The organism is Flexivirga sp. YIM B11880 (genome assembly GCF_058148645.1).
In genome coordinates this window covers 165,033-189,505 of record NZ_JBMAMH010000006.1, presented here as the reverse complement: position 1 = coordinate 189,505, position 24,473 = coordinate 165,033, and the positions used below count along the sequence as shown (strand labels likewise).

Sequence of the window (24,473 nt, the reverse complement as noted above, 5' to 3'; positions counted from 1 at the left end):
GACGATGATGGCGACTGTTCCCGCTGGAGTGCTCACGGCCGCCTGCACAGTGGCCGGCCGCTGCCTGGCGCTCGTCTCCGCAGGTGTGGCAACGCTGCGCCACGGGCGGCCGCTGCACCCGAAGGGCCGCACATATGCCGCGACGGTGCACCGCGACGGCGCGGACACCGGGGTGCCGTGGCTCGACCGGATCGGGCCTGCCGATGTCATGGTTCGGGTGTCACGCGCCATCGGTCTCCCAGCGCAACTCCCGGACATCATGGGGGTCGCCATACGAATCACTGGCCGGGACAACGATGCTCGGGCCGATGGCGCTGAGGGGAAGCACCGCGTGGCGGACCTGCTCTTCGCCTCCACCGGCGACACCGCCGTCGGTCGATTCGTGCTCCAGCCGCGTGTGAACCCGGCATCCGGTCCGCTGACCACGCTCCTGCCCGTGCGCACGAAGAGGGGGCCGCTGCTGTTGCGCCTCACACCCGTTGAGTCGGCGGTCGGCGGCGCCGACACCGCTCCACAGGTGATGAAGCTGGCCTACGCCATCGGAACAGGTCACTGGATCACGTTGGGATCCTTACAGTTCGGCGCCGAGATCGGCCATCACGAATACGATCGGCACGACCCGGTCGAGCACCAACTGCCCGGGCAGCAGCAGTACCGCTGGGTCGAGCGGTTGCGCGAACCGGCGTACCGCTCGGCTCGCCGACGTGGCCCGCTCCCGAGTGAGGAAGAACGACCGTGAAACTACTGCTCACCTCCGGGGGAGTCACGAACGACGCCATCCGCAACTCGCTCGTCGAGCTGCTCGGCAAGCCGATCGCCGACGCGACGGCGCTGGCCATCCCGACGGCGATGTACGGTCACCCAGCGGTCGGGCCGGGCGTGATGGCATGGCAGTTCATCAGCGGCAACTCGACCAACCCGATGGTCGATCTGGGTTGGAAGTCCATCGGCGTGCTCGAGCTCACCGCACTGCCGAGCCTCGACCCCGAGCGCTGGATCCCGTTGGTGCGTGAGACGGACGCTTTGCTGGCGGCGGGCGGCGACGTTCTCTACCTGTGTCACTGGATGCGGCAATCCGGCCTGGCGGACCTCCTGCCCTCCCTGACCGACACCGTCTGGGTCGGGTTGAGCGCGGGCAGCATGGTGATGACCCCCGAGGTCGGGGACGACTTCATCCAATGGCGCCCGCCGTCCGGCGACGACCGGACGCTCGGTCTCGTCGACTTCTCGATCTGTCCGCATCTCGCTCCGGACGGTATGCCGGGCAACTCGATGGCCGAGGCGGAAGCGTGGGCTGCGAGCATTTCGACTCCGGCATACGCAATGGACGACCAGACCGCCATCACGGTCGTCGATGGCGTGGTCGACGTTGTGTCGGAAGGGAATTGGCGGCAGCTGTGAGCGGTGGCTCGCCGGGCGGTGACAGGACGGCGGCAGACAGTCATGACGTCATCCGCGTGGTGGGTGCGCGGGAGAACAACCTGCGGGACGTCTCGGTGCAGCTGCCCAAGCGCCGGCTGACGGTGTTCACCGGAGTCTCCGGCTCCGGCAAGAGCTCGCTGGTGTTCGACACGATCGCCGCGGAGTCGCAGCGGCAGATCAACGAGACCTACAGCGCCTTCGTACAGGGCTTCATGCCGACGCTGGCGCGGCCCGACGTCGATGTCCTGGCCGGTCTCACGACCGCGATCATCGTCGACCAGGAGCGGCTCGGCTCCGATCCCCGTTCGACGGTCGGGACCGCGACCGATGCGCTGGCGATGTTGCGCATCCTGTTCGGCCGGTTGGGCGAACCCCACCTCGGCTCGCCGCGCGCCTACTCCTTCAACGTCGCGTCGGTGAGTGGTGCCGGCGCTGTGACCGTGGAAAAGACCGGCCGCACCGTGAAGGAACGCCGCAGCTTCAGCGTGGTCGGTGGGATGTGTCCTCGGTGTGAGGGGCGGGGGAGGGTGACGGACTTCGACCTGACCGCGTTGTATGACGAGACGAAGTCGCTGCGCGAGGGTGCGCTGAGCATCCCGGGCTACAGCATGGACGGCTGGTACGGCCGGATCTTCCTGGGGTGCGGCTTCTTCGACCCCGACAAGCCGATCGGGAAGTTCACGACGCGGGAGCTGGACGCGTTGCTCCACAAGGAGCCGACCAAGATCAAGGTCGACGGCATCAACATCACCTATGAGGGGCTGATCCCGAGGATTCGCAAGTCGTTTCTCGCCAAGGACCGCGAGGCGATGCAACCGCACATCCGGGCGTTCGTCGACCGCGCAGTCACCTTCAGCACCTGTCCGGAATGCGACGGCAGCCGGTTGGCCGAGGCGGCCCGCTCCTCGAAGGTTGCCGGACGCAGCATCGCCGAGGTCAGCGCGATGCAGATCAGCGATCTAGCCGCATGGCTCGGCCAAGTCAGGGACCCGGCTGTTGCGCCGCTGCTGGCTGCCCTTCGGCAGACCGTGGACTCGTTCGTGCGGATCGGGCTCGGCTACCTGAGTCTCGATCGTCCGTCGGGCACGTTGTCCGGCGGCGAAGCGCAGCGGACCAAGATGATCCGGCACCTCGGGTCTTCGCTCACCGATGTCACGTACGTCTTCGAAGAACCGTCGATCGGGTTGCACCCGCACGACATCGAGCGGATGAACGAGCTGCTGCTGCAACTGCGGGACAAGGGCAACACGGTGCTCGTCGTCGAGCACAAACCGGAGCTGATCGCGATCGCCGACCATGTCGTCGACCTCGGGCCCGGCGCCGGCACCCACGGCGGCGAGGTCGTCTTCGAGGGCACCGTCGAGAAGTTGCGATTCGCAGACACGCTCACCGGACGGCATGTGCATGATCGCGTGGCGCTCAAGGACGAAGTCCGCAGTCCCCACGCAGTGATGGAGATTCGCGGTGCGTCGCTGCACAATCTGCAGGATGTCGACGTCGATGTACCGCTCGGCGTGCTCTGTGTTCTGACCGGCGTGGCGGGTTCCGGCAAGAGCTCCTTGGTGCAGGGGTCGATCGCTCGGCGCGACGGCGTCGTCGTTGTGGACCAGACACCGATCCGTGGCTCTCGGCGCAGCAACCCGGCGACCTACACCGGTCTGCTCGATCCGATCCGGAAGGTGTTCGCGAAGGCAAACGGCGTCAAACCGGGTCTGTTCAGTGCCAATTCGGATGGCGCGTGTCCAAACTGCAACGGAGCCGGCGTCGTCTACACCGACCTGGCGATGATGGCGAGCGTGGCAACGACGTGCGATCTCTGCGAGGGCAAGCGGTTCCAGCCCGAGGTCCTCGACTACCGCTACGGCGGCAAGAACATCAGCGAGGTGCTCGGCATGCAGGTGTCGGAGGCCGAGCGGTTCTTCGCCGGCGGCGACGCCCGGTTGCCCGCCGCACACAAGCTGCTGCAGCGACTGTCGGATGTCGGCCTCGGCTACGTCACGCTCGGGCAGCCACTCACGACGCTGTCCGGGGGAGAGCGCCAGCGGCTGAAGCTCGCCGCGCAACTGGCCGAGAAGGGCGACATCTACGTGCTCGACGAGCCGACGGTCGGACTCCATCTGGCTGACGTGGCCCAATTGCTGGGCCTGTTGGACACGCTCGTCGACGGCGGCAGGTCGGTCATCGTGATCGAACACCACCAGGCGGTCATGGCGCACGCCGACTGGATCATCGATCTCGGACCGGGCGCCGGACACGACGGAGGCCGTGTGGTCTTCGAGGGAACGCCGGGAGCGCTGATCGCCGACGGCACGACGCTGACCGGCCAACACCTCGCGACATACGTCGCCGGCTCCGGGCGCGCCGAATAGTCGTGGCGGACGTCTTCGGGCAGGACGGCTCCGTCGTTCGCTTCGAGTGGGGTTCGACCGGCGCGCGGTGTTCGGTGATGTCGCCGACTTCTCGGCGTTCCGTGACGAGCTGTTCGAACGTCATGCCGTACGGGACGGTTTCCGACTGGCGGTCGCCGTCGACGGGGGAGCGGTGGTCGGCTTCAGTTGGGGCTATATCGGACGACGGGGTCAATACTGGCCGGATCTGGTGGCGCAGGCGCTGGAGCCGGAGATCGTCGATGCCTGGGTGGGTGGTCACTTCGAATTCGTCGAGTTGGCGGTGCTGCCGGCATACCGACGCAGCGGGCTGGGGCTGGCGCTGCACGATCGGCTGCTCGATGGCATTCGCGTGCGTTGTCTGCTGAGCACCACCGACGACGGATCAGATCCGGCGGTGAGGCTTTACCGGCGATCCGGGTGGCGGCGGCTCGGCATACTCAGGCCCGGCGTTCAAGTGATGGGTCGTGAGCAGCCGGCGTCGCGCGGAATGCGCCGGTTGCCGTTGACCTGATGTCGAGACCGCCGTCCCTGCGCATCGGAGTTGAACTGAACGACCGAGATGCAGAATTCTGAATGCCTTGCGGGTCCCAATCTTCCTATTCAGGATGTTTTCTTCCTGATATGGTGGAAACGTGGCGCTGAACATCAAGGACCCCGAGACCGACCGGCTTGCGCGCGAACTGGCGGAGGAGACGGGGGAGACCATCACTGTGGCTGCGCGTGTCGCCTTGGCAGAACGCCTCGCGCGCGTCCGGGCGCGCCGCAACACGGCGGCCCAGGCCGCTTCACTGGACGCGATCGTCGCCCGGGGGCGGGCACGGCCGATGCTCGACGAGCGGCCTGCCGACGAAGTTGTCGGATACGACGAGCACGGCCTGCCGGCCTGAGCGATGACGATCGCATTGGACACCTCGGCGCTCGCGGCCGTCGTCTTCGGCGAGCCGGACGCAGCGCACTTCGCTGCCGCGATGCTTGCGAGCACGGGCGATTGCCTCCTCGGCGCAGCAACGCTCGTCGAGTCAGGGATCGTGGTCGAAGCGAAACAAGGACCGGGTGCCGCTCAGGATCTCCGGCTTCTGCTGGATCAGATCGGAGCGGAAATCGTGCCGGTCGACGCGGCGGCTGCCTCCGTAGCCATCGGCGCATGGCAGCGGTTCGGCAAGGGGCGCCACGCCGCGGCGCTCAATCTCGGCGACTGCTTCGCGTACGCGGTAGCCAAGATCGCCGGCGTGCCGCTGCTGTTCAAGGGCAACGACTTCGCAAAGACGGACATCTCGCACGCCGGCTGATGCGCGCCGTGCGGCGGTTGGGTAAATCGCCGATAATCTACATTATGTCAAGTAACGCTTCCGCTGGCACGGGCCCGCGCATCAGCGGCTCAAGTCGTGCAGCTCGGTGTCCCACGCCTGATAGCGAAACTTGCCCTGCCAGCCCGGTCCCTGCACGTATGCCGGTTCGCTGCCCATGATCGCCGCGCGGTCGTTCGACGGTTCCTCCCGACGGCCCGGCTCCGCGACCAGAATCAGATCGAGGTCCGAGTAGTCGTTGTCGACGCCTGGGTTAGCAGGACTGCAAGGCCGCATCGACTCGCCTGGGGCCCCGTGACCCGATGGTGACGTGCTTCTCGCCGTCATCGACGGTAAAGGCGAGCTCATGATCGGACAGCCACCGGACCGACGTCAGCTCGTCGAAATCACCGTTGACACATCCGACGGTCCAGTAGCGTGCCGTCAGCCCGCTGGTCTCCTCAAGTCGCAGCGTCCACATCGGATCGATCATCGCGGCCCAGGAGTCGACGACCAGCACGTGTCGGCCGTCCGGTGAGCGATAGGACCGGTCGGGTTCCTCCCAACCGCTGCTGATCCACACGTACCAGCCGGCGAGCAGCACGACCAACGCCGCGGCTCCAATGGCCGCCGTGAGCACCGCAGCACGCGTCCACGCTCGCGCCGCGAACACCGCAACGCTGAAGGCCAGGACGGAGATCAGGGCATACAGAAGGGGGTGAGCGATCGGGCGCATGATGAGGAGTCCGGACTCACCACCGAATACGAGTGAGACGAGAGTCAGCACGAAGGCCGCCGCGGCCAGAACGGTCGCCGCGCACAGGATCAGTACGCCGAGCCGACGGTCGGACGCGCTGTGGGGCTCCACGGGGGTCATTCGCGAATCCTGCCACGGCCGCGTGGTTCCCGGCGTCCATCCAGGGTGCACACGGTATTGCCGGGGACGCTTGACTCATGGGTGATCGGCGAAAGAGGGCCGGCGGGAGTTGGTTTCGGCTCACTCACTCGGTGACTCTGCTCGGGGCCGCTGCGCTGTGCCTGACCGTCGCCGCCTGTTCGGGTGGGACGCCCCACGCGCTCCGGCATACGCACTCATCGAGCGCTCCCCCAGCCAGTGCGCCCTCCATCACCGCGCCCAATTGGGTCCGCGCCGAGAACGCCAAGCCGGGCACCTCCGCCTGGCGCCTCACCGGTGCGACCGCCGCGAACGGTGAGCAGCTCACCGGGTACGCCAGCGCGGTCAGCGTCGCGCCCGGCGGTTCGTTCGGCGTGTATGTCGAGTCACGGCTCGGGCCGGTGACGCTGACCGCCTATCGGCTCGGCTGGTATCACGGCACCGGCGCCCGCGAGATATGGCGCTCGGGCCGTCTCACTCCCCCGAAACAGCCCGCCTGCACGACAAATTCGCTGCACATGGTCTCGTGCGGCTGGCATCGTACGACGATGGTCCACGCCACCGGCTGGCTGCCCGGCAGCTACCTCCTCGAGCTGACCGCGCATGGCAAGGGCCACTACATTCCAATCACGGTGCGCTCCCCCGACTTTGCGCACCGGCTCGTGCTCATCAGCGAGACCACGACCTACCAGGCGTACAACCAGTGGGGCGGCTACTCGCTCTACCAGAGTCCGGGCGGGTCGTTCGGCGACCGCTCCTACGAGGTCAGCTACAACCGCCCGTATGACGGCAACGGCGCGGTGAAACTGCTCGCCTTCGAGATCGGCCCGATCGAGCAGGCCGAGAAGCTGGGCCTGCCATTGGCGTACACGACGTCGTGGGACCTCGACCAGCACCCCACGGCGTTGCGCGGCGCGGTCGGCGTCGTGTCGCTCGGGCACGACGAGTACTGGACCACCCGGATGCGCGCGGCCGTCACGGCGGCACGCGACTCCGGCAGCAACCTCGCGTTCCTCGGAGCGAACGCGGTCTATTGGCGAGTGCGCTTCACCGATGCCGGCCGGGTGCTGATCGGCTACAAGAGCGCGGCGCTCGACCCGCTGAAGAACAGCCGGTCGACGACGGCGCAGTGGCGACAGGACCCCGATCCCGACGCGGAGAACTCGCTGACCGGCCAGCTCTACGAATGCTTCCCGGGAAACGGTCCGTTCGTGGTGACCGATCCGTCGTTCTTCCTCTTCCGTGGCACCGGCGTGCGAGCCGGCAGCAGCTTCCCGGGGCTGGCCGGCGACGAGATCGACCGCGCCTATCCGATCGCCAGCACACCGAAAACGCTTCAGGTCGTGGCGCATTCGCCGCAGCAGTGTGGTCCGCGACTGCGGACCTTCACGGACATGACCTACTACGCGGTGCGCTCCGGAGCCGGCGTGGTCGACACCGGATCGATGCTGTGGACCATCGCCCTGCGTGGCACGAGCGCGCGGCACGGCACCACCCCCGGCTCGGTGGCCTTCGCGCGCGCCGTCACCGACAACCTGCTGCGGGCGATGGCGGCCGGACCGATGGGCCGGACGCACCCGGCGGTCCCCAACCTGGCAACCGTGCACGCTTCCGTGAGCACCGCGACAGGGTCCGGAGGGCCGGTGGCGACCAACTGATCCACACCTCCTCAGTCACCGTCGCGGATCCGCAGCACCAGCGGAACAAACGCACCAAGGGCGACCAGCTGAACCGCAGCGACCGCGAACACCGTTGTCGATACTGAGGCTTCGTACAATGCGCCGATGGCAACCGAGCCCGCCATCCAGGCCAGCCCGTAGACGGCAGTGAACAGGCCGTACCCGGTGCCGCGCAGATGGCGCGGGACGAGGTCGGCCACCGCTGCCTTCATGGTGGATTCATGCACCCCCATCGCCGCTCCCCAGACGATCGCGCCCACCCACACGAGCGCGACGTTGGTCGAGAACGACAACGCCGGCACCAGCGCCGCGAGGAACGGGAGCACGATCAGGCCGCGTAGTCCGACGCGATCGTAGATCCAGCCCGAGGCGAGCGCGGCGAGCGCGTCCACGCCCATCGCGGCCGCGTAGATGATGGGGATGTGGTATGCCGGGACGACGTGGCGCACCTGCAAGTGATAGGCGAGCACCGCAAACGTGGCGAACCCCAGCATGGTGAGTGCGGTGAACACGCTGTACGCCCAGAACCCGGCCGAGAACGACCAGCGTCCGGGCGCTGGCTCGGTGGCGCTGACCGGTCGCTCGTCGGGCGGCTCGTACGCCTCCGGATGCGGTCCGGCACGGTGCAACAGCGCCAACACGGTGAGCGCCAGCGCGCCGGGGATCGCGAGCACCGCGAAGCCCAGTCGATAGCCGGACAGCGCGATCATCCCGGAGACCACGAGTGGGCCGATGACGGCACCGGTCTGGTCGAGCGCCTCCTGGATGGCGAACGCCCGGCCGCGGCCCAGCGTGCTGCTCGCGGCGGCGAGCATGGCGCCCTTGGCCGGGCTGCGCACCGCCTTGCCGAACCGTTCGCCGATGACCAATGCGGCCGCCTGCCACAGCAACTGACTGGCCGCGAGCAGCGGCACCGCGATCATCGTGATCGCATAGCCGGCGATGGTGATGGGCCACGGGCGGCGGGTCCGGTCCGACAGCGGGCCGGTGGCCAGCCGCAGTACCAGCGCGACGGCTTCACCAGCTCCGGAGATCAGCCCCACCACCGTGGCGCTCGCACCGAAGGTGGCGAGGTACGGGCCGACCACCGACCGGGCGCCCTCGTAGACCAGGTCGCCCAGCCCCGCCACCACACCGAAGCCGAGCACGAACCGCATCGGGTCGATGCGGTTCGCCGGGCGGATCCGGTCACCGGTCATGTGGGATCGACGATCTTCACCATCACGCAGTTCTTCAGCCCCTTCGGCCGGTCGTCGGTGAAACCAAGACGCTCGTAGAGTCGCCGGGTGCCGTTGTAGAGCGCATCGACGGCGGGCCAGGTCACGCTGCTCAGCGGCGCGATCGTGTATGACGACTCGGCAGAGGCCATCCGACACTTTATCGCCTGGGCGATCGCGCTTCCGGGGATGGAGACTTGAACCGTTGTCACCTGCGCTACGTGTCAGGAGACGAACGGAAGGAGCCGGATTGTGGTGACCAAGACCGTCTTTCGCTCCGTCGTCCCGGTCCTCAGCCTGCTCACCGCTGCCGGTCTGGTGATCGATGCGTATGTTCATCTCACCGTCGCGGGCGACTACGCATTCGTGAAGACCGACGTCGTGAGCCAGGCCACGCTGTTCCGTGTCGAAGGTGGTGTCGCCATCGCGGCGGCGGTGATCGTGCTGATCCTGCCCAGCAGGCTGGCGGCGCTGCTCGCGTTCGTCGTGAGCGCCGGCGGCGTCGCGGCCGTGCTGGCATACACCGAGTTCGACCCAGGCCGCATCGGTCCGTTACCGGACATGTACGAGCCGGTGTGGTTCACCACCAAGACTGTCAGTCTCATCGCCGAGGCAGGTGCGACCGTGACGGCGGCCGCCCTCCTCACGCTGCTCTTCCTGCGCCTCGACGGTCACTGACAACCGTCAGCTCTGCAACAAGATCCAGGTCTTGCCCGGAGCCAGTAGGAGCGCCTTGCCGTCGGCGTCGCGGAAGCGGAACGGCGCGCTCGGGGCCGACCGGCGCCAGGTGCCGGACAGCCGCGTGCCGCCGCGGTACAGGGTGACGTTTCCGGAACCGGTGGACACCGTCCGGTAGACCGGGTTTCCCGCGGGGTCCCGGTAGCCGTCGGACACTGAGCGTGTCTTCAGCACCAGCACGTTTGCCGCGGTCACCGGCTTCCCACCCGTCCCCGCGTCGGTGTACGGACGGCCGTTCCAGCTCGGTAGATAGTGGCTTCCGGCGTAGGAGAACGTAAAGCGGTCACTGCCGATGCGCACCGTGAAACGAGCCTGGCGGGGGGCATGCTGCAGCCGCGTGTCCGTGGTGCCGAATTGCAGACCGATGTCCCGAGGTCGGGACAGGCCGCTCCCCCGCGCGAGCTGGGCGAGGTTGAAGTACAGGTTGTGGGGCGCGGGCCGACGCCGGTGCCGGGTGGCGTTGTCGTCCAACCGGATCGAGGCGCGCTGCAGTCTGGATCGGACCTGGGAGGCGACGCCGGAGTAGACCAGCAGCGGCTTGCCGAAGGCAGGCAGTATGGCGATGTCCGTGCTGCGGGCGCTGCGGACCGGCTCCACTCGTGTCGGGAAGGCCGAGTGGTAGATCGGCATGAGGCGGGTCAGGCCACCCTCGACCTCTTCGACGAAGACGATGTCCGCGGCCGACAGCCCGTATTGCGGCATGGCCGCCGCGGTGTTCTCCAGCTTGACCGCGATCACCGGGTTGGCCATTGGTCTGCCGCCGGTGAGCGGGTCGTGTGGTGCGGTCGACGGCGTGCTTCTCCGAGGTGCCGTCGTCGATGTCGTCGAGGCGTGCGTCGATGAGGTCGGCCGGTTGGAGCTGGGGTGGGTGCCGGAGGTCGTGTCGGAGCAGCCTGCGACGGCCAGTGCCGTGAGGGCGATGCCGGCGGTCAGGAACTGGCGTCGGGTGGTGGTTCGCATCGCGTCACAAGCTACCCGCTGTGCGAACGGTATTGCTTCCGCAACCAGGTCGGCGCGACCTTTGGGCAGTCAGCGCCAGGCGTCCGAGGCCGCCAGGACTTCTTCCTTCGTCCAGGTCATTCGCCGACGCTACAGTCGTGCGCGTGTCCGATCCGCTCGCCTCGCTGAACTGCGCCCAGCGTGAGCTGCTCGCGGAGTGGCTACCGGACCTGCGCGTGGTGCGGGACCACAGCTGGGGGCTCGTCGACAACGTGGTGCTCGAGGGGGAGGCCGGCGGCAGGCGCTACGTCGTGAAGGCGGACGGCGAGGCGAATCACCACATTTCGCGCGAACTCGATGCGCACGAACGGTGGCTGCGCCCATGGGTCGCGTGCGGCCGTGCGCCCCGGTTGGTCGCGGGCGACCGCACGGCCGAGATCATCGTCACCGAGTATCTGCCCGGCGAGCTCGTGCTGGGCTCGGCGGCGCAGTGGGACCCGGAGACCTTCCGTCAGGCGGGTGAGCTGCTCGCCATGCTGCACGGTCAGCCGGGACGGGTGGATGCGTCATACGAGCAGGAGGAGAACGGGAAAATCCTGCGCAACCTGGACAAGCCGCACCGGATCGCGCCGACGCTCGAACGTAAATTGCGCGGCATCGTGTCGTCCTGGCCCAGTCAACCGGTCACCGTTGTGCCCACGCACGGCGACTGGCAGCCGCGCAACTGGCTTGTGCAGGAAGGGCGGATCAGTGTCATCGACTTCGGACGCTCCGCGATGCGTCCGGTGCTGAGTGACTGGGCTCGCTTGGAAGCACGTGACTTTCGGGAAGATCACGCCCGAGAGGAGGCGTTCGTCCGTGGCTACGGCACCGACCCGCGCGAGCCGGATGCGTGGTTCCGGGAGCGGTTGCGCCAAGCGATCAATACCGCTGTGTGGGCTCACCTCATTGGTGACGCCGCCTTCGAGGAGCAGGGACACCGGATGATCGAGCGTGCGCTCGCGGATCGGTGACTGGCCGCGCGCCGAGTGGCACAACTACCGGCGAGTGGCGCAGCAGCACGTGTGCCACTCGGCGGTAAGTGTGCCAGTCGGCGCTTCGTGCGCCAGTCGGCGAACGGACAGGAGGGTGGATCACCGGCCAGGTGCTGTACAGCAGCGGCGGCTTCCACACGCCAGGGTGACCGAGCAAGCTCTGTCCGCGACGGCACGTACGGTGTGCGACATGACAGAACGCGTCGTACCACTCGCCTCGATCTCCATCGACTGTCCGGACCCCGATGCACTCGCCAGGTTTTATGCTCAATTGCTCGGCTTGGCAGAGACTTTCGCGACGCCGGACCGCAGCGTCGTGTGCCTGTCCGGAGCCGGACCGATGCTCACCTTCATGCAAGTGCCCGACCACATTCCGCCGGCGTGGCCCGATGGCGAGCAGCGGCAGCAGATGCACCTCGACCTCGCCGCCGAAGACCTCGAGCGGGATGTCGCGGCTGCCGTCGCGCTCGGCGCGCGCGAGGCCGGCTTCCAGCCTGCGCCGAGCCGGTGGCGGGTGATGGTCGACCCGGCCGGTCACCTCTTCTGTCTGACCACGGTCCGACCGGACTGAGCGCTGCGTAGAGTCGAAGAGACGGACAGGAGGTGACCGCATGCGAACCGCAGTGCGCAAGATCGTCCTGCTCGAGGGAGTCAGCGACGTCGCCGCTGTCACCGGGCTCGCCGCCGCCTTCCGCCTCAGCCTGGACGACGTGGAGTTGGTCAACCTCGGTGGCGTCACCAACATCCACCGCGAGCTGGTCCAACTGCACCGCCTGGGCGGCGAATTCGAGGTCCTCGGATTGTGCGATGCACCCGAGGTGCGATTCGTCGAACAAGCGCTGCAGGCGGTGGGGATGCCGGTCCGTGACGTGAGCGACCTGGCGGCATACGGCTTCTTCATCTGTCATCGCGATCTCGAGGAAGAGCTGATTCGCGCACTCGGCGCGGAGCAGTGCGTCGACGTCATCGCGCGACTCGGCCTCGAGCCCAAGCTCACAACCCTGCGGCAGCAACCGGCCTGGCAGGACCGACCCCTCGTCGAGCAGCTGCACCGGTTCTGCGGAGTCGCGTCCGGCCGCAAGGAGCTTCTGGCCGGCGCTCTGTCCGCTGCGCTGGACACCGAGCGCGCTCCGGAGCCGCTGCTGCAGCTGATCGACCGGATCGCGGCTGCATGAGCGACCCGTTCCGGCTCGGCCCGGCCCTCGCGTTCGACCTGCACGCGAGCGCCGACCGCCCGTCGGGCGACTGGGAGCCGCTCTCCACCCGGATCAGCGACCCAGCGTTGCAGGCACGGGTCGAGCGTGTGAGAGACGCGCTCTCCCGGCCCGGGCAGGCGCGGGTCGATGCCCGAACGGCTGCCTCGACCGAGCAGTTCGGCCTGTCCGCGCGCCTGGTCTCGGCATACCTCTGTGCGGTCGCGCTCGGCCGGTCACTCGATCTGCAACCGACCTCGAGCTGGTGGCGCCAGGACGAAACCGGTTGGGTACGGCTGTCATTCAGCCGGGCGAGCACGTCGTCCGACCCATTGCAGGAGAGCGCGATCGTCGATCTGACGCAACGCGTGCAGCGGTTGTATGGCGTCAGCCCTCACGTGCTCTGGGGAAACATCGGATCGGCGGCCAACAGCACCATCACGCTCCTCCGAACGACACGGCCGGACCTCGTGCCCGCCGCGCGGATCGCCGCCGACCGGTTGCTGGCCGATCCGCGCCTCGACGGTGGAACTCTCCGGGTCGGCGAGGGTTTCCGCCGCAGGAGCTGTTGCCTGATCTACCGAGCCACCGAGTCGTTGTGCGGTGACTGCGTGCTTCAGTCCGCCGGAGCAGCCAGGTCGTGCGTCTCCCGCACGAAGGCGGCGAAGCCCGGCACGGTGAACTCGACGTAACCGTGGCTGCTGTCGGTGATGATGCCGGCACCGATCAACCGGCTGCGCGGCACCCCGAGCGCGTCCGTCGGCTTGCCCATCGCTGCGGCGATGGCGCTGCGGCGCACCGGCCCATCCCCGAGTTGTGCCATGGCGAGCACGAACGCCAGCTCGACCTCACGCGTCACCTTGGACAGGCGTGCGGTGAACAGCTGGCGCAGGTCCTCCTCGACGTCCTCGGCGGCCTGCTCCACGTGCTCCCGCCGGATCGTCCCGCCCGGGTTGGGGAAACCGGCGTGCCGCCAAGCGTTTTCGCCGATCAGTTGCACGGTGTGCGGATAGCCGGCGGCATACCGGACCGCGGCGTCGATCGCGTCCGCGCTCCATCCCACCCCGAGCTCACGGGCCGGGTTCGCGAGAGCCACCGCGGCTGCGTCGGGCGGCAGGTCTTTCAGCTGGCGGTAGGCGAAGCGCTCGGAGTTGCTGACCGCCGCGTTGATCACGCTGACGCTCTCGGGCAGGCCCGCAGCGAACAGTGCCACCGGGAGCGTGCGCCGCTCGGACTGGAAGTGCTGCCAGGCGTAGGAGATCGTCCGCAGGCTCGCGGTATCGGCCGCCTGCACCTCGTCCACCAGGATCACCAATCCCGTGTAGCGCCGTTCGAGCGCAGCCTCCACGGTCGCCACGATGAGATCCTCGAATTCGCGGGTCGCCCCACGCGCCCGGCGACCGGCCCCCGGCGCGCTCCACGCGGCCTCGATGCTGGCCACACCGGGCACCCCTCCGGTCACCTTCAGCTCGAGGTGTGACAGCGCGGTCGCGACCTTCTGGCGCAGTTTGGCCGGCCACCGGCGCACGAGCCGCTCCGCGCCATCGGCGATCGCCGGCACGAGCCCGGCCGACTCCCCCGCGGTCACCCAGATGGTGATCGCACCCTTCGCCTGCGCGCGCTGCTCGATCTGCCGCAGCAAAGAGGTCTTGCCCACACCACGGGGACCGTGATCAACCCGGATGCGCGGCACGAGGCGCCCGAGTGCCGCCATCATGTCCAGTCGCTCCGAAGCCTCAGCCAGCTGCCTTCTGCGGCCTGGTGTTTCGCGCGCCACGGCACCGGGCGTGTAGGGGCTCGGCTGGACCATGTCGCCTCGTCTCGATGTATACGTTTCGCCGGAATCGTCTCCAACCGTATCGGGAGTCACCGACACGCGGCGCGCAATCCACCAGCTGCTCGTGCCGGGTCCGGCACGAGCTGTCACGCCGTGCGCACCACTAGACCGAGAAAAGTGGCCAGCGCCGCAATCTCACGGTCCACGCGACCTCGCAAGGCCGTGGAGAACGGTTCGTCCTCGTGGATCGCATGCACCACCAACGCGCCCCGCTCGCGGTCGGCCGAGGCGTCGACCTTCCCGACCAGCCGGTCGACGTCGAGGATCGGCAACGCCCAATAGCCCCAGCGCCGCTTCGCTTTGGGCTTGTACATCTCCAGCTGGTAGTCGAATCCGAAGATCTCGGTCATCCGCTTGCGGTCGAAGACGAGCTGGTCGAGCGGCGACAGCAACACGGTGCGGCCACGGAACGGCGCATCCAGCAGCACAGGATCGACGCACCACCGGCCGCGCACCCCCTCGATCACGGCCGGCCGCCCCGGCGGCTCGAACTCCGTGCGCGTGTTGCCGGCCAGGTCGTAGACCTTCGGACGCATCACGCCGAGCGCCTGCAACGCACGGCTCGCGCGCTCGCGCAGCGCCTCCTCCAGCGGCACCGTGTCGGTCTCCGGGTAGACGCGCTCGGCGAGATCCCACAGCCGCTCCCCACGCTCGCCGCGGGCGGCCACCGCGACCTCTCCCCTGCTCTCCATGAAGTCGATGAGCCGCACGACGTTCTGGTTGTTCGTCCAGCCGGTCGATCGCCACGGCAGCTCGCAGGTGTCGTCGAACGCCGCCGCCGGCAGCGGTGCCTCCTCGGCGAGCCGGTCGAGGATGTCCCGTCGGCACAGGTCGTTCGCCTCCACCCATTCGGCGACCGACTCCTGCCACTCCGTCAACGGGTGCTCGCCCCAGTCGGCGAGTTCGGCGCGGTAGAGCCGGATGTCGTCGGCGGTTAGCACCCGGCCGCGCAGTTCGACGACCTCACGTGCGTCGAAGAGGTCGTCGAGGCCGCCCAGTCGGTATGCCAGGCCCAGCCGGCTCCAGCACACCAGCTCCGGACTCGGCACGACGGCTGCCGTCAGATCCATCTGCACCGAACCGAGGCGGCGCACGACGTCGAGCAGCTCGGCCGGGCGAGGAGCGGCGAGCAGCTGCGCGCGCACCGCGATGCGTCGCGCCTGTGCCTGGGTCAGCTGATGCGGTCGTGCGGCCACGTCCTGCACCGTAGTGGAATGCGCGCCGACCGGACGCCGTTGCGGCATACATGAAGGTCGACATCTGGTCTGACGTCGCGTGCCCCTGGTGTTTCATCGGCAAGCGTCGCTTCGAAGCCGGCCTGCGCGGCTTCGCGCACGCCGATGACATTGAAATCACCTGGCACAGCTACCAACTGGACCCCAGCCTGCCCGAACACTACGACGGCACCGAGCTGGACTACCTGGCCGAGCGGAAGGGTATGCCGCGCGAGAACGTCCGGCAGATGTTCAGTCACGTCGCGGAGCAGGCGGCCGGCGAAGGCCTGCACTACGACTTCGACAACCTCGTGGTGGCCAACAGCCTGCGCGCGCACCACCTGCTCCATCTCGCGGCGAGGCACGGCGTCGCCGACGCGGTCAAGGAGGATCTGCTCAGCTCGCACTTCGAGCACGGCGTCGACATCGGTGACCCGGCAGAGCTGGTGGCGATCGGTGTTCGGCACGGTCTGGCAGCAGCCGACGTCCGTGCGGCGCTCGACGATCCGCAGCTTCGTTCCGAGGTCGAGCAGGACTTCGCCCAGGCACATGCCTACGGCATCCAAGGGGTCCCGTTCTTCGTCATCGACGACAAGTACGGCATCTCGGGAGCCCAGCCGGCGCAGACGTTCACCGCCGCGCTCGAGCAGGCCTGGGCCGAGACGCACCCGCTGGTGATGCAGGGCACCGAGGGTGCCGCCTGCGGTCCGGACGGCTGCGCCGTACCGGCACGCGACACGACTGAGTGACGGTCAGCGCCGAGAACGAGACGGTGTGCCAACGCGGCACGGTGCTGCGGCGTCCTACTCGGCATGACCTCGGTGACCCGACGCGACGCACTCGCCCTCTCCGCCGGCGGCCTGGTGGCCGCGCTGACCGCCTGCAAGACCTCGTCGACCTCGGCGGGTAGCTCCACCGCGTCGACGTCCGCGGCGACGTCGACCACCGCAACCACATCGACGGCGGCTCCGACATCCGCCGCCTCCTCGAGGCTGAGCGCCTCGACCTCCGGCGTCCGTTCCGCGACGACCAAGGACTGGGTGGCCTTCGCCCGCACCGTCAAAGGGCCGGTCGACCTGCCCGGCACGGGTCCCTACAACCGGACCAAGCTCGTCTTCGACACCCGCTACGACAACAACAAACCGGCCGCTGTCATGGTCGTCGAGCGCACCGACGACATCGCCCGCGCGATGCACTTCGCCGCCGAGCACGGCCTGCAGATCGCACCGCGCGGCGGCGGCCACTCCTACGTCGGCGCCTCGGCCGCGAACGGCACGCTGGTGCTCGACATGCGACCGCTGAACTCGGTCAGCTATCGCGCGAGCGACCGTACGGTGCGCGTCGGCACCGGCGCCACCTTGTATGCCGTCAAGAAGACCCTCGCCGCGCACGGCCGCGGCATACCGACGGGGACCTGTCCGACGGTCGGCGTGGCAGGTCTGACGCTCGGCGGCGGACTGGGCGTCGAGTCGCGCGCCCGGGGCCTGACTTCCGACCGGCTGACCGCCGCGGAGATTGCGCTCCCGAACGGCAGCACCGTGATCGCCGACGCGCACCACCACGCCGACCTCTTCTGGGCCCTGCGCGGCGGAGGCGGCGGCAACTGCGGCCTGGTGACCGCGATGCGCTTCGCCACCCATGCCGCGACCGGCAAGGGCATCTTCACGCTCACCTTCCCCAGCAGCTCGGCGGTCCGGGTGATGACCGGCTGGGCGCGCTGGATCGGCACGGCGAGCCGCTCCCGGTGGGCCGGCGTCCACGTCGACGCCATCGGCGGCGGCAGGCTGCATGTCAGCATCCTGGGCGTGACCGAGAGCGGCGACGAACGGTCTGCCGCTGCCTCGCTCCTCAAGCAGGTCGGCGTCGCTCCCACCGCCACGAACTATCGACGGTTCAGTTATCTGGATGCCGCGGTCTACCTCGGTGGCGGGGTCACCTCCAAGCGGCAAGGCTTCACCGCCGGCAGCGACGTGCTCGCCTCGCTCGACACGACCGCAGCGACCGCGATCGAGCACGCCGTGGTCGCCCGCTCGCGCACCGGGCAGCCCGGCAGCGCGCTGCTCGACCCGCTGACCGGAGCGGTGTCCGATCCCGGTGGCGCCGCCACCGCGTTCCCGTGGCGTCATCACGTCGCGTCCGTGCAGTGGTATGCCGGCGGCACCGGCTATGCCTCGGCGCAGGCCTGGATCGCCGACGCGCACCGGCAACTCGGCAAGTCCTCGTCCGGTGGCTACGTCAACTACCTGGAGACGGGTCAGCCGGCCCACCGTTATTACGCCGGCAACACCGCCCGGCTGGCGACGGTGCGACACGCCTACGACCCGCCCCGGCGGCTGCACAGTGGTCTGGTCGTATGACGGATCCGGCGGCGCCGGCCGGGACGCTCGCGATGCCGGTCGCCGGTGTGCCACAGTGTCGCGCGTGACCCTGCTGCGCGGCCGCATCGAGCGAGTCTCCGATCCGGAGCAGCAACGCCTGCAACACAGCTGGTACTGGTACGACTGGGCGGCCGCGTCATACGTCACGGTCACCGCCGCCGTGCTCTTCTCGCCATACCTCACCTCGATCGCGAACAAGGTGGCCTGCCCGGGCCAGGCGAGCGACGTGGCCTGCAACAACAACCTGCACGTGCTCGGGATCGGCGTGGCGCCCGGTTCGCTGGTCCCCTACATCCTCACCGTCTCCACCATCATCTCGGCGGTCGTGCTGATCTTCGCCGGGGCGGTCGTCGACCGGTCGACGCATCCGCTGCGCTACCTGGCGGGTTTCACGTATGTCGGGGCCGGTGCCGCCGCCGCGATGGTCGCGATCGGCGGCACCGACTGGCAACTCGGCGTGATCCTCGCGATCATCGCCAATCTGTGCCTCGGCGCCGCGCTGATCGTCTATTCGGCGATCATGATCCGGATCACCCCGCCCGACGACCGCGACTACGTCTCGGCGCGCGGCTGGGCCTACGGCTATCTGGGCGGCGGCTCGCTGCTGGCCGCCACGCTCGTCCTGCTCGTCGTGCACGGCGCCTTCGGCCTCGACAAGGCCGGTGCCGTCCGGGTGGCGTTCCTGGCCGCCGGCATCTGGTGGGGACTCTTCGCGATCATCCCGTTGCGCGGGCTGCGCGGCCTCGCCGGCACTCGTCCCGGGCAGCCGCAGGACCGCCTCGGCGGCCTCCGTCAGCTGCGCAGCACCTTCGCCTCCCTGCAGCACTACCCGCAGACCAAGCGCTTCCTGCTGGCCTATCTGTTCTACAACGACGGGATGCAGACGGTCATCGCCTCGGCCAGCCTCTACGGCAGTAAACAACTGAAGTTCAGCGACAGCGAGCTGGTGGTGACCATCCTGCTGGTGCAGATCGTCGCGTTCTTCGGCGCCATGGCGTTCGCCCGGCTCGCCGCACGGCACGGCGCCCAGCGGATGATCTACTCCAGCCTGTTCCTGTGGACCGCGGTCGTGTGCCTCGCCTGCCTGTTGCCCGCACGTCAGCTGGTCCTCTGGCTGGCGCTCGCGACCGGCATCGGGCTGGTGCTCGGCGGCAGCCAGTCGCTGTCGCGCTCGCTCTACAGCGGTCTGGTCCCGGCCGGCCGCGAGTCGGAGTTCTTCAGCCTTTACCAGGCGATGGAGCGCGGCACGAGCTGGCTCGGCACGCTCGTCTTCGGGCTGGTGTTCCAGTGGTTCCGCGATTACCGCTACTCCATCGTGGCGCTGGTCATCTTCTTCGGGGTCGGCGCGGTGTTGCTGCGCGGTGTGCGGGTGCGCGAAGGCATCGTGGCGGCCGGCAACACTCCGCCTCAGGTGGTATGACGGGTCGCGGCCCAGCCTGCGGGGCGTGAGAGTGATCACTCCGAACGTCCTCGATGTGACATTTTCGCGGGCTTCCGGCATGGTGTGACGGCCGCGGACGTATCATGCGCAACCTTTTGCCGTGCTGCGACGTCCTGACTGCGACGGCCTGGGAACATCACGCCCCGATAGACCGTTGCACGACATAGATCGCCGAGACGGATGGACCCGAGGGGGGAAGGTCTCGGGGAGGCCCGATACGAGAGAGAAGTGATTGGTCATGGCAGAGCGTTCCTTGCGAGGCACCAACCTCAGCACCTTGTCGCTGGAGACCGAGGAAGGCATTGCCTTCAGCGAGCGGCAGATCGTGCGCTACGTGTGTCCGGAGGGCCACGTGAGCGAGCTGCCGTTCTCCGTCGAGGCGGACGTGCCCAGCTTGTGGGAATGCCGGTGCGGAGCCGAGGCCAAGCTGCAGGACGGCCCGGAGCCGGACCGCAAGCCGGTCAAGCCGCAGCGCACCCACTGGGACATGCTGCTGGAGCGTCGCTCCATCCCGGAGCTCGAGGAGCTGCTGCAGGAGCGGCTGACCCTGCTGCGCGCCTCACGCGGTGAGAAGCCGCGCCGCAAGCGCTCCGCCTGAGCGTCATACGAAAAGGAGCCGACCGGACATCCGGTCGGCTCCTTGTCGCATGTGTCAGTGGTCGTGCTTCTCGTCGATGACCTCTGCCTCGATGACCTCCGGATCGCCGGCGCGGAAGTCGGTGCGAGTCGCGGTGTAATCGACCACGCGGACCGCTCCCCCGCCGAGCCGGCGGCCCACGGCCAGTTGCACGATCCGCCGTGAGACTGACCGCATCCCCGGCAGGATGAGGATCAGCCCGAGCAGCGAGGTCACGAAGCCGGGGATGAGCAGCAGGATGCCGCCGACCAGCGCCTGGGGCGCGTCCGAGACCTCCTTCGCGGGCGGCCGGCGTTCGGCCATGGCGGTCCGCAACTCGCGAGTGGCGCCGACCGAGGCACGCTTGATCACGAGCAGCCCGAGGCAGAAGCACGCCGCCAGCGCGAGCAACGTCCACCAGCCGATGACGTGCCAGACCAGGACGATCACGACGACCTCGACGATCGGCAGGCAGAGAGCGGTCGCGAAGAGCAGCCGGGCCCAGAACGGTGCGCGGTGGGTGACGGTGGTCATTTCTGGCGGTCCTTCGGTCGGTGCACGAGACGTTCACCGATAGAACGAAGCTGAGCCCGCCGGTACTCCCAACCCCACCGACTGATGTTGCGCAGCGACTCCCGCGCGATGTCCGGGTTCATCTTCGACTGCCCGATCTCGCGCTCGACGAAGGTGATCGGAACCTCGACGACCCGCAGGCCGGCACGGATCGCGCGCCAGGTCAGGTCGGCCTGGAAGCAGTACCCGTAGGAGTCGACTCCCTCCAGCCCGATCGTCCGGAGCGCGTCCGCTCGGTAGACCCGGAATCCGGCGGTCGCGTCGTTGACCGGCATACCGAGCAGCGTCTTGACGTAGATGTTGCCGCCGATGCTGAGTGCCTTGCGGTGCAACGGCCAGTTGACCACCTTGCCACCGCGGATCCACCGCGAACCGATCACCACATCCGCGTCACCCGCCGCCGCGAGCATGGCGGGCAGGCGCTCCGGCGGGTGGGAGCCGTCGGCGTCGATCTCGATGAGCGCGTCGTAGCCACGCTCGAGGCCCCAGGCGAAGCCGGCCAGATAGGCCGTGCCGAGACCTTCCTTGCCGGCACGGTGCATCACCTGCACCCGGTCGTCGGCCGCGGCCAGTGCATCGGCGACCGCACCAGTGCCGTCCGGCGAGTTGTCCTCGAGCACCAGCACGTCGGCGTCCGGCACGCTGTCCCGGATCCGCCGCACTATGCGCGGCAGGTTGTCGCGCTCGTTGTATGTCGGGACCAGTACCAGCAGCTTGTCGAGAGCGGGACGGTCGTGAATGGCGTCAGACAAGCTGGTGAACTTCCTCGGTGGTCCTGATGCGGCGACGGGTCGACCGGTTGCCGGCGATCGCGACCGCACACAGCAGCACAGCTGCGGCACAGCCAAGCCATTCGGGCACCGCACCCAGACGGACGGCAAGGGTCTCCTCCGAGCGCAGCGGCAGCGCGCCGGACAGCGCCGCCGGGGTGAACAGGCTGGTCCTGTCATGGACCACTCCGTCGGGGGTGATCAGGCCGCTGACACCCACGGTCGAGATGTGCACGATCGACCGGCCCAGCTCGATGGCGCGCACCTGCGAGATGGCGAGTTGCTGCTCGGACTCCGCGGTGTAGCCGAAGGTCGCGTTGTTGGTCTGCACTGCCAGGAGCTGCGCGCCGTCTTGCACGGGCTTGCGGGTCAGCGAGTCGTAGGCCACCTCGAAGCAGATCACCGGTGCCACCGTGACGACACCGTCGGTCTTGGTGGGCACCTGGAACAGGCCGGTCTTGTGCCCCGCCGCGAAGTTGCCGGCGAGGTCGACGGTCTTGGTGAAATGCCGGAAGAACGACCGGTAGGGCATGTATTCCGCGAACGGCACCGGGTGCTGTTTGACGTAGCGGGCGACGATGCCCTTGCCGGGCAGGTAGAGCAGCGAGGTGTTGCTGGTCTGCGGGGCCGGCTCCTGCAGTACGGCACCGACGATCAGCGGCACGCCGATCCGGTCGACGGTCTGGACGATCTCGGTGCCGGCGTCCGCGTTGCGGGTCGGGTCGATGTCCGAGGAGTTCTCCGGCCAGATGACCAGCGCCGGCTCCGGCAGCTTCCCCTCCCGGATGAGCGCGGCGGCCTTGTCCGTCTCCTTGACATGGTGGTCGAGGACCGCCCGTCGCTGGGCGTTGAACTCGAGACCTGCCGTCGGCACGTTGCCCTGTATGGCGAGCACCTGGAGCCGTTTCCCGCCGGTCGGCGTGGGATAGACGACCGCGACGCCGACGACGGCCAGCGCCGCCACCACCGGCCACAGGCGCGGCAGGACGGCGCGGGCGGGCGGCATACCTCGGCGGACCCGGTCGATCGCCAATGCCAGCCAGCCGCCGAGCAGGGCGACGACGAAGGTGAGCCCGGGCGCACCACAGATCGAAGCCAGATGCGCCAGGGGCGATCCGGCGGTGGTCCAGGCGAGCCGGGCCCACGGGAAGCCCCCGAACGGCATGGAGTCACGGACGGCTTCCTGCAGCACCCACAGCAGCGCGATCGCCAGTGGCCGCACGTGCGGACCGTCGGGCGGTGAGAGCCATCCCGGGAGGCGTTCCCACCGGCGAGCCGACTGCACCAGGGAGCAGGCGGCGCCCATCAGCGCGATGTAGACCGACTCGGTGATCGCGAGCGCCAGCCAGGGCAGGGCGCCCACGTAGGTGCCGGCCCAGTGCAGGGTCGGGCCGAAGCAGGCGAAGCCGCCGACGAGACCGAGCAGGAAACCCGTGCGCGCACGCGTGCCCTTGGTGGCCAGGGCGAGCAGGGCGACGCCGGCGATGGCGGCCGGCCAGATGGCCGCGCCCGGGAAGGACAGCCAGAGACAGAGACCGCCTGCGACGGCCAGAGCGAGGCGCAGGATCACCCGGTCAGCCTATAGCGGCGACCCGGGCGCAGATGGGCTCCCTCGTCGTTGGGACCAATACCCGCGGCCGATTCCGGCACGTGCACGTTTTCTACTAGACGAGGGGCCCATCCACCCACCATTGGTCCGTGATCTCGCGGCGGGCGAGCCCGAACGGTGAAACAGGAATCTACCTGTCCGCTCGCTGCTGTCAACTGGGCGCTGACCTGCACAAACGCACGTTTCCGCAGGTCACGGCGGCTCTCGCTGTCCAGAAGTTTTTCAGGATGCCCGGCGTGTCGGCGGCAACACGCCGACGGCCATGATGTACGCGTGACACCGCGCCGCGCCAAGAACACCTCAGGCACCCCCGCGATCGAGTTGCTCGACAGTTCGGGGACCGTCTTCACGGTCCACGAATTCGAGCACGACCGGAGTGCTGTGTCCTTCGGGATGGAGGCGGCCGAGGTGCTCGGTGTCGCTCCGGCGCGGGTCTTCAAGACGCTGGTCGCGCAGACCGATCGGTCCGCCGACAAGGGACTGGTGGTGGCCGTCGTGCCGGTCCACAAGCAGCTCGACCTGAAGGCTCTGGCACGCGAACTCGGCTGCAAACGTGCCGGGTTGGCCGATCAGGCAGTTGCCGAGCGCACGACGGGCTATCTGGTGGGCGGCATCAGCCCGCTCGGCCAGAAACGTCCGCTGCTCACTGTCGTCGACGCGTCAGCCACCGATCACGACACCGTGCTGGTGAGTGGCGGTCGCCGCGGCCTCGACGTCGAACTCGCGCCCGCGGATCTGCTGCGGCTGGCCGGTGGGCGGCTGGCCGGGATCGCGCGCTGAGTCACTCCGCGAGCGGCGTGCGGTCCTCCCACGGCGTGCTGAGCACGACGGTCGTGCGCGTCGTGACCGATGCCGCCGCGCGGATCTCGCCCAGCAGCACCTCGAGCGCCCCCGGGCCGCCGACGCGGACCTTGAGCACGTAGTTCTCGTCACCCGCGACCGAGAAGCACGACTCGATCGCGGTCAGGTGACGCAACCGGTCGGGTATGTCGTCCGGCGCCGACGGGTCGAACGGAGTCACCGAGATGAGCGCGGTGAGCGGCACACCGGCGGCCTCGTGGTCGACGATCGCCCGGTAGCCGCGGATCACGCCTCGCTCCTCCAGACGGCGGACGCGCTGATGGACCGCGGAGGTCGACAGGCCGGTGGCCTTGCCGAGGTCGGTGTAGCTGAGCCGTCCGTCCTGGGCCAGTAGCGACGCGATCCGCCGGTCGAGTTCCTCCATGTCCGCACTGTAGAGCA

Annotated in this window: 28 protein-coding genes; 17 read left to right on the top strand and 11 right to left on the bottom strand. The window is 68.6% G+C overall.

The genetic code is table 11. From position 1 onward, the window contains the following. Positions 1-4 precede the first annotated feature (4 nt). The 6 genes from ACN8HC_RS11535 to ACN8HC_RS11510 all read left to right on the top strand — a co-directional run bounded on the left by ACN8HC_RS11535 (position 5) and on the right by ACN8HC_RS11510 (position 5,101). Entirely contained in the window at positions 5-739 is a 735-nt protein-coding gene (locus ACN8HC_RS11535; RefSeq protein WP_490074978.1) for a phosphodiesterase, read from the top strand. Then, entirely contained in the window at positions 736-1,401 is a 666-nt protein-coding gene (locus ACN8HC_RS11530) for a Type 1 glutamine amidotransferase-like domain-containing protein (RefSeq protein WP_490074977.1), read from the top strand. Before ACN8HC_RS11535 ends, ACN8HC_RS11530 begins: the two co-directional genes overlap by 4 nt. Further along, entirely contained in the window at positions 1,386-3,791 is a 2,406-nt protein-coding gene (locus tag ACN8HC_RS11525; RefSeq protein WP_490074976.1) for an ATP-binding cassette domain-containing protein, read from the top strand. The genes ACN8HC_RS11530 and ACN8HC_RS11525 overlap by 16 nt, the downstream gene beginning before the upstream one ends. Positions 3,792-3,837: 46 nt before the next feature. Beyond that, positions 3,838-4,323 (top strand): GNAT family N-acetyltransferase, encoded by a 486-nt coding sequence (locus tag ACN8HC_RS11520; RefSeq protein WP_490074975.1) that lies wholly within the window; start codon positions 3,838-3,840, stop codon positions 4,321-4,323. A gap of 121 nt (positions 4,324-4,444) precedes the next feature. Continuing rightward, positions 4,445-4,699: a type II toxin-antitoxin system VapB family antitoxin gene (locus tag ACN8HC_RS11515; protein ID WP_490074974.1), complete on the top strand. Its 255-nt coding sequence runs from the start codon at positions 4,445-4,447 to the stop codon at positions 4,697-4,699. A gap of 15 nt (positions 4,700-4,714) precedes the next feature. Next, on the top strand, positions 4,715-5,101 hold the full coding sequence (locus tag ACN8HC_RS11510; RefSeq protein WP_490074973.1) for a type II toxin-antitoxin system VapC family toxin: 387 nt from the start codon (positions 4,715-4,717) through the stop codon (positions 5,099-5,101). A gap of 81 nt (positions 5,102-5,182) precedes the next feature. On the opposite strand, the gene ACN8HC_RS11505 is transcribed toward ACN8HC_RS11510, so the two are convergent. Further along, a complete protein-coding gene (locus ACN8HC_RS11505; protein ID WP_490074972.1) occupies positions 5,183-5,395 on the bottom strand; it encodes a hypothetical protein in 213 nt (70 codons plus the stop codon). Continuing rightward, entirely contained in the window at positions 5,373-5,975 is a 603-nt protein-coding gene (locus ACN8HC_RS11500) for a hypothetical protein (protein ID WP_490074971.1), read from the bottom strand. Before ACN8HC_RS11500 ends, ACN8HC_RS11505 begins: the two co-directional genes overlap by 23 nt. A gap of 131 nt (positions 5,976-6,106) precedes the next feature. On the opposite strand from ACN8HC_RS11500, the gene ACN8HC_RS11495 reads away from it, so the two are divergent. After that, positions 6,107-7,651 (top strand): N,N-dimethylformamidase beta subunit family domain-containing protein, encoded by a 1,545-nt coding sequence (locus ACN8HC_RS11495; protein WP_490074970.1) that lies wholly within the window; start codon positions 6,107-6,109, stop codon positions 7,649-7,651. Between the two features lie 11 nt (positions 7,652-7,662). Here ACN8HC_RS11495 and ACN8HC_RS11490 read toward each other — a convergent pair whose 3' ends face one another. Together ACN8HC_RS11490 and ACN8HC_RS11485 are read right to left on the bottom strand one after the other, a co-directional pair. Further along, on the bottom strand, positions 7,663-8,871 hold the full coding sequence (locus ACN8HC_RS11490) for an MFS transporter (protein ID WP_490074969.1): 1,209 nt from the start codon (positions 8,869-8,871) through the stop codon (positions 7,663-7,665). Beyond that, positions 8,868-9,041: a hypothetical protein gene (locus ACN8HC_RS11485; RefSeq protein WP_490074968.1), complete on the bottom strand. Its 174-nt coding sequence runs from the start codon at positions 9,039-9,041 to the stop codon at positions 8,868-8,870. Before ACN8HC_RS11485 ends, ACN8HC_RS11490 begins: the two co-directional genes overlap by 4 nt. A 103-nt stretch (positions 9,042-9,144) precedes the next feature. On the opposite strand from ACN8HC_RS11485, the gene ACN8HC_RS11480 reads away from it, so the two are divergent. After that, positions 9,145-9,567, top strand: coding sequence for a hypothetical protein (locus ACN8HC_RS11480; protein ID WP_490074967.1), 423 nt, complete (start codon positions 9,145-9,147; stop codon positions 9,565-9,567). 6 nt (positions 9,568-9,573) lie between these two features. Here ACN8HC_RS11480 and ACN8HC_RS11475 read toward each other — a convergent pair whose 3' ends face one another. After that, entirely contained in the window at positions 9,574-10,587 is a 1,014-nt protein-coding gene (locus tag ACN8HC_RS11475; protein WP_490074966.1) for a DUF3048 domain-containing protein, read from the bottom strand. A 143-nt stretch (positions 10,588-10,730) separates the two neighbouring features. Here ACN8HC_RS11475 and ACN8HC_RS11470 point away from each other — a divergent pair, with 143 nt between their 5' ends. The 4 genes from ACN8HC_RS11470 to ACN8HC_RS11455 all read left to right on the top strand — a co-directional run bounded on the left by ACN8HC_RS11470 (position 10,731) and on the right by ACN8HC_RS11455 (position 13,485). Continuing rightward, positions 10,731-11,579, top strand: a complete 849-nt coding sequence (locus ACN8HC_RS11470) for a phosphotransferase (RefSeq protein WP_490074965.1) — start codon at positions 10,731-10,733, stop codon at positions 11,577-11,579. Positions 11,580-11,790: 211 nt separating this feature from the next. After that, complete coding sequence (locus tag ACN8HC_RS11465) at positions 11,791-12,171, top strand: VOC family protein (RefSeq protein WP_490074964.1); 381 nt, start codon at positions 11,791-11,793, stop codon at positions 12,169-12,171. Between the two features lie 40 nt (positions 12,172-12,211). After that, entirely contained in the window at positions 12,212-12,775 is a 564-nt protein-coding gene (locus ACN8HC_RS11460; protein WP_490074963.1) for a hypothetical protein, read from the top strand. Next, entirely contained in the window at positions 12,772-13,485 is a 714-nt protein-coding gene (locus tag ACN8HC_RS11455; RefSeq protein ID WP_490074962.1) for a (2Fe-2S)-binding protein, read from the top strand. The genes ACN8HC_RS11460 and ACN8HC_RS11455 overlap by 4 nt, the downstream gene beginning before the upstream one ends. On the opposite strand, the gene ACN8HC_RS11450 is transcribed toward ACN8HC_RS11455, so the two are convergent. Beyond that, entirely contained in the window at positions 13,410-14,603 is a 1,194-nt protein-coding gene (locus ACN8HC_RS11450; RefSeq protein ID WP_490074961.1) for an ATP-binding protein, read from the bottom strand. The two genes, ACN8HC_RS11455 and ACN8HC_RS11450, sit on opposite strands and share 76 nt — an antisense overlap. A gap of 113 nt (positions 14,604-14,716) precedes the next feature. Beyond that, the gene (locus ACN8HC_RS11445; RefSeq protein ID WP_490074960.1) at positions 14,717-15,826 is read right to left on the bottom strand and encodes a winged helix DNA-binding domain-containing protein; all 1,110 of its coding nucleotides are present in this window, start codon (positions 15,824-15,826) and stop codon (positions 14,717-14,719) included. Positions 15,827-15,876: 50 nt separating this feature from the next. Here ACN8HC_RS11445 and ACN8HC_RS11440 point away from each other — a divergent pair, with 50 nt between their 5' ends. The 4 genes from ACN8HC_RS11440 to ACN8HC_RS11425 all read left to right on the top strand — a co-directional run bounded on the left by ACN8HC_RS11440 (position 15,877) and on the right by ACN8HC_RS11425 (position 20,261). Continuing rightward, complete coding sequence (locus tag ACN8HC_RS11440) at positions 15,877-16,593, top strand: DsbA family oxidoreductase (RefSeq protein ID WP_490074959.1); 717 nt, start codon at positions 15,877-15,879, stop codon at positions 16,591-16,593. 63 nt (positions 16,594-16,656) lie between these two features. Then, positions 16,657-18,201, top strand: coding sequence for an FAD-binding oxidoreductase (locus ACN8HC_RS11435; protein ID WP_490074958.1), 1,545 nt, complete (start codon positions 16,657-16,659; stop codon positions 18,199-18,201). Between the two features lie 64 nt (positions 18,202-18,265). After that, positions 18,266-19,642: an MFS transporter gene (locus ACN8HC_RS11430; protein ID WP_490074957.1), complete on the top strand. Its 1,377-nt coding sequence runs from the start codon at positions 18,266-18,268 to the stop codon at positions 19,640-19,642. A gap of 259 nt (positions 19,643-19,901) precedes the next feature. Beyond that, positions 19,902-20,261, top strand: a complete 360-nt coding sequence (locus ACN8HC_RS11425; RefSeq protein ID WP_490074956.1) for an RNA polymerase-binding protein RbpA — start codon at positions 19,902-19,904, stop codon at positions 20,259-20,261. 54 nt (positions 20,262-20,315) lie between these two features. On the opposite strand, the gene ACN8HC_RS11420 is transcribed toward ACN8HC_RS11425, so the two are convergent. From ACN8HC_RS11420 to lnt, 3 genes are read right to left on the bottom strand one after another with little or no spacing between them, the layout of a single operon-like run. Continuing rightward, positions 20,316-20,813, bottom strand: a complete 498-nt coding sequence (locus ACN8HC_RS11420; RefSeq protein WP_490074955.1) for an FxsA family protein — start codon at positions 20,811-20,813, stop codon at positions 20,316-20,318. Beyond that, positions 20,810-21,604: a polyprenol monophosphomannose synthase gene (locus ACN8HC_RS11415; protein WP_490074954.1), complete on the bottom strand. Its 795-nt coding sequence runs from the start codon at positions 21,602-21,604 to the stop codon at positions 20,810-20,812. Before ACN8HC_RS11415 ends, ACN8HC_RS11420 begins: the two co-directional genes overlap by 4 nt. Beyond that, positions 21,597-23,192 (bottom strand): apolipoprotein N-acyltransferase, encoded by a 1,596-nt coding sequence (gene lnt, locus ACN8HC_RS11410; RefSeq protein WP_490074953.1) that lies wholly within the window; start codon positions 23,190-23,192, stop codon positions 21,597-21,599. Before lnt ends, ACN8HC_RS11415 begins: the two co-directional genes overlap by 8 nt. Before the next feature lie 312 nt (positions 23,193-23,504). On the opposite strand from lnt, the gene ybaK reads away from it, so the two are divergent. After that, positions 23,505-24,011 carry a Cys-tRNA(Pro) deacylase gene (ybaK, locus tag ACN8HC_RS11405; RefSeq protein ID WP_490074952.1) on the top strand — a complete coding sequence of 169 codons (507 nt, stop codon included), beginning with the start codon at positions 23,505-23,507 and terminating at the stop codon, positions 24,009-24,011. A 1-nt stretch (position 24,012) separates the two neighbouring features. Here the strand turns inward: ybaK and ACN8HC_RS11400 are convergent, their stop codons facing one another. Further along, the gene (locus ACN8HC_RS11400) at positions 24,013-24,456 is read right to left on the bottom strand and encodes an Lrp/AsnC family transcriptional regulator (RefSeq protein ID WP_490074992.1); all 444 of its coding nucleotides are present in this window, start codon (positions 24,454-24,456) and stop codon (positions 24,013-24,015) included. Positions 24,457-24,473 lie beyond the last annotated feature (17 nt).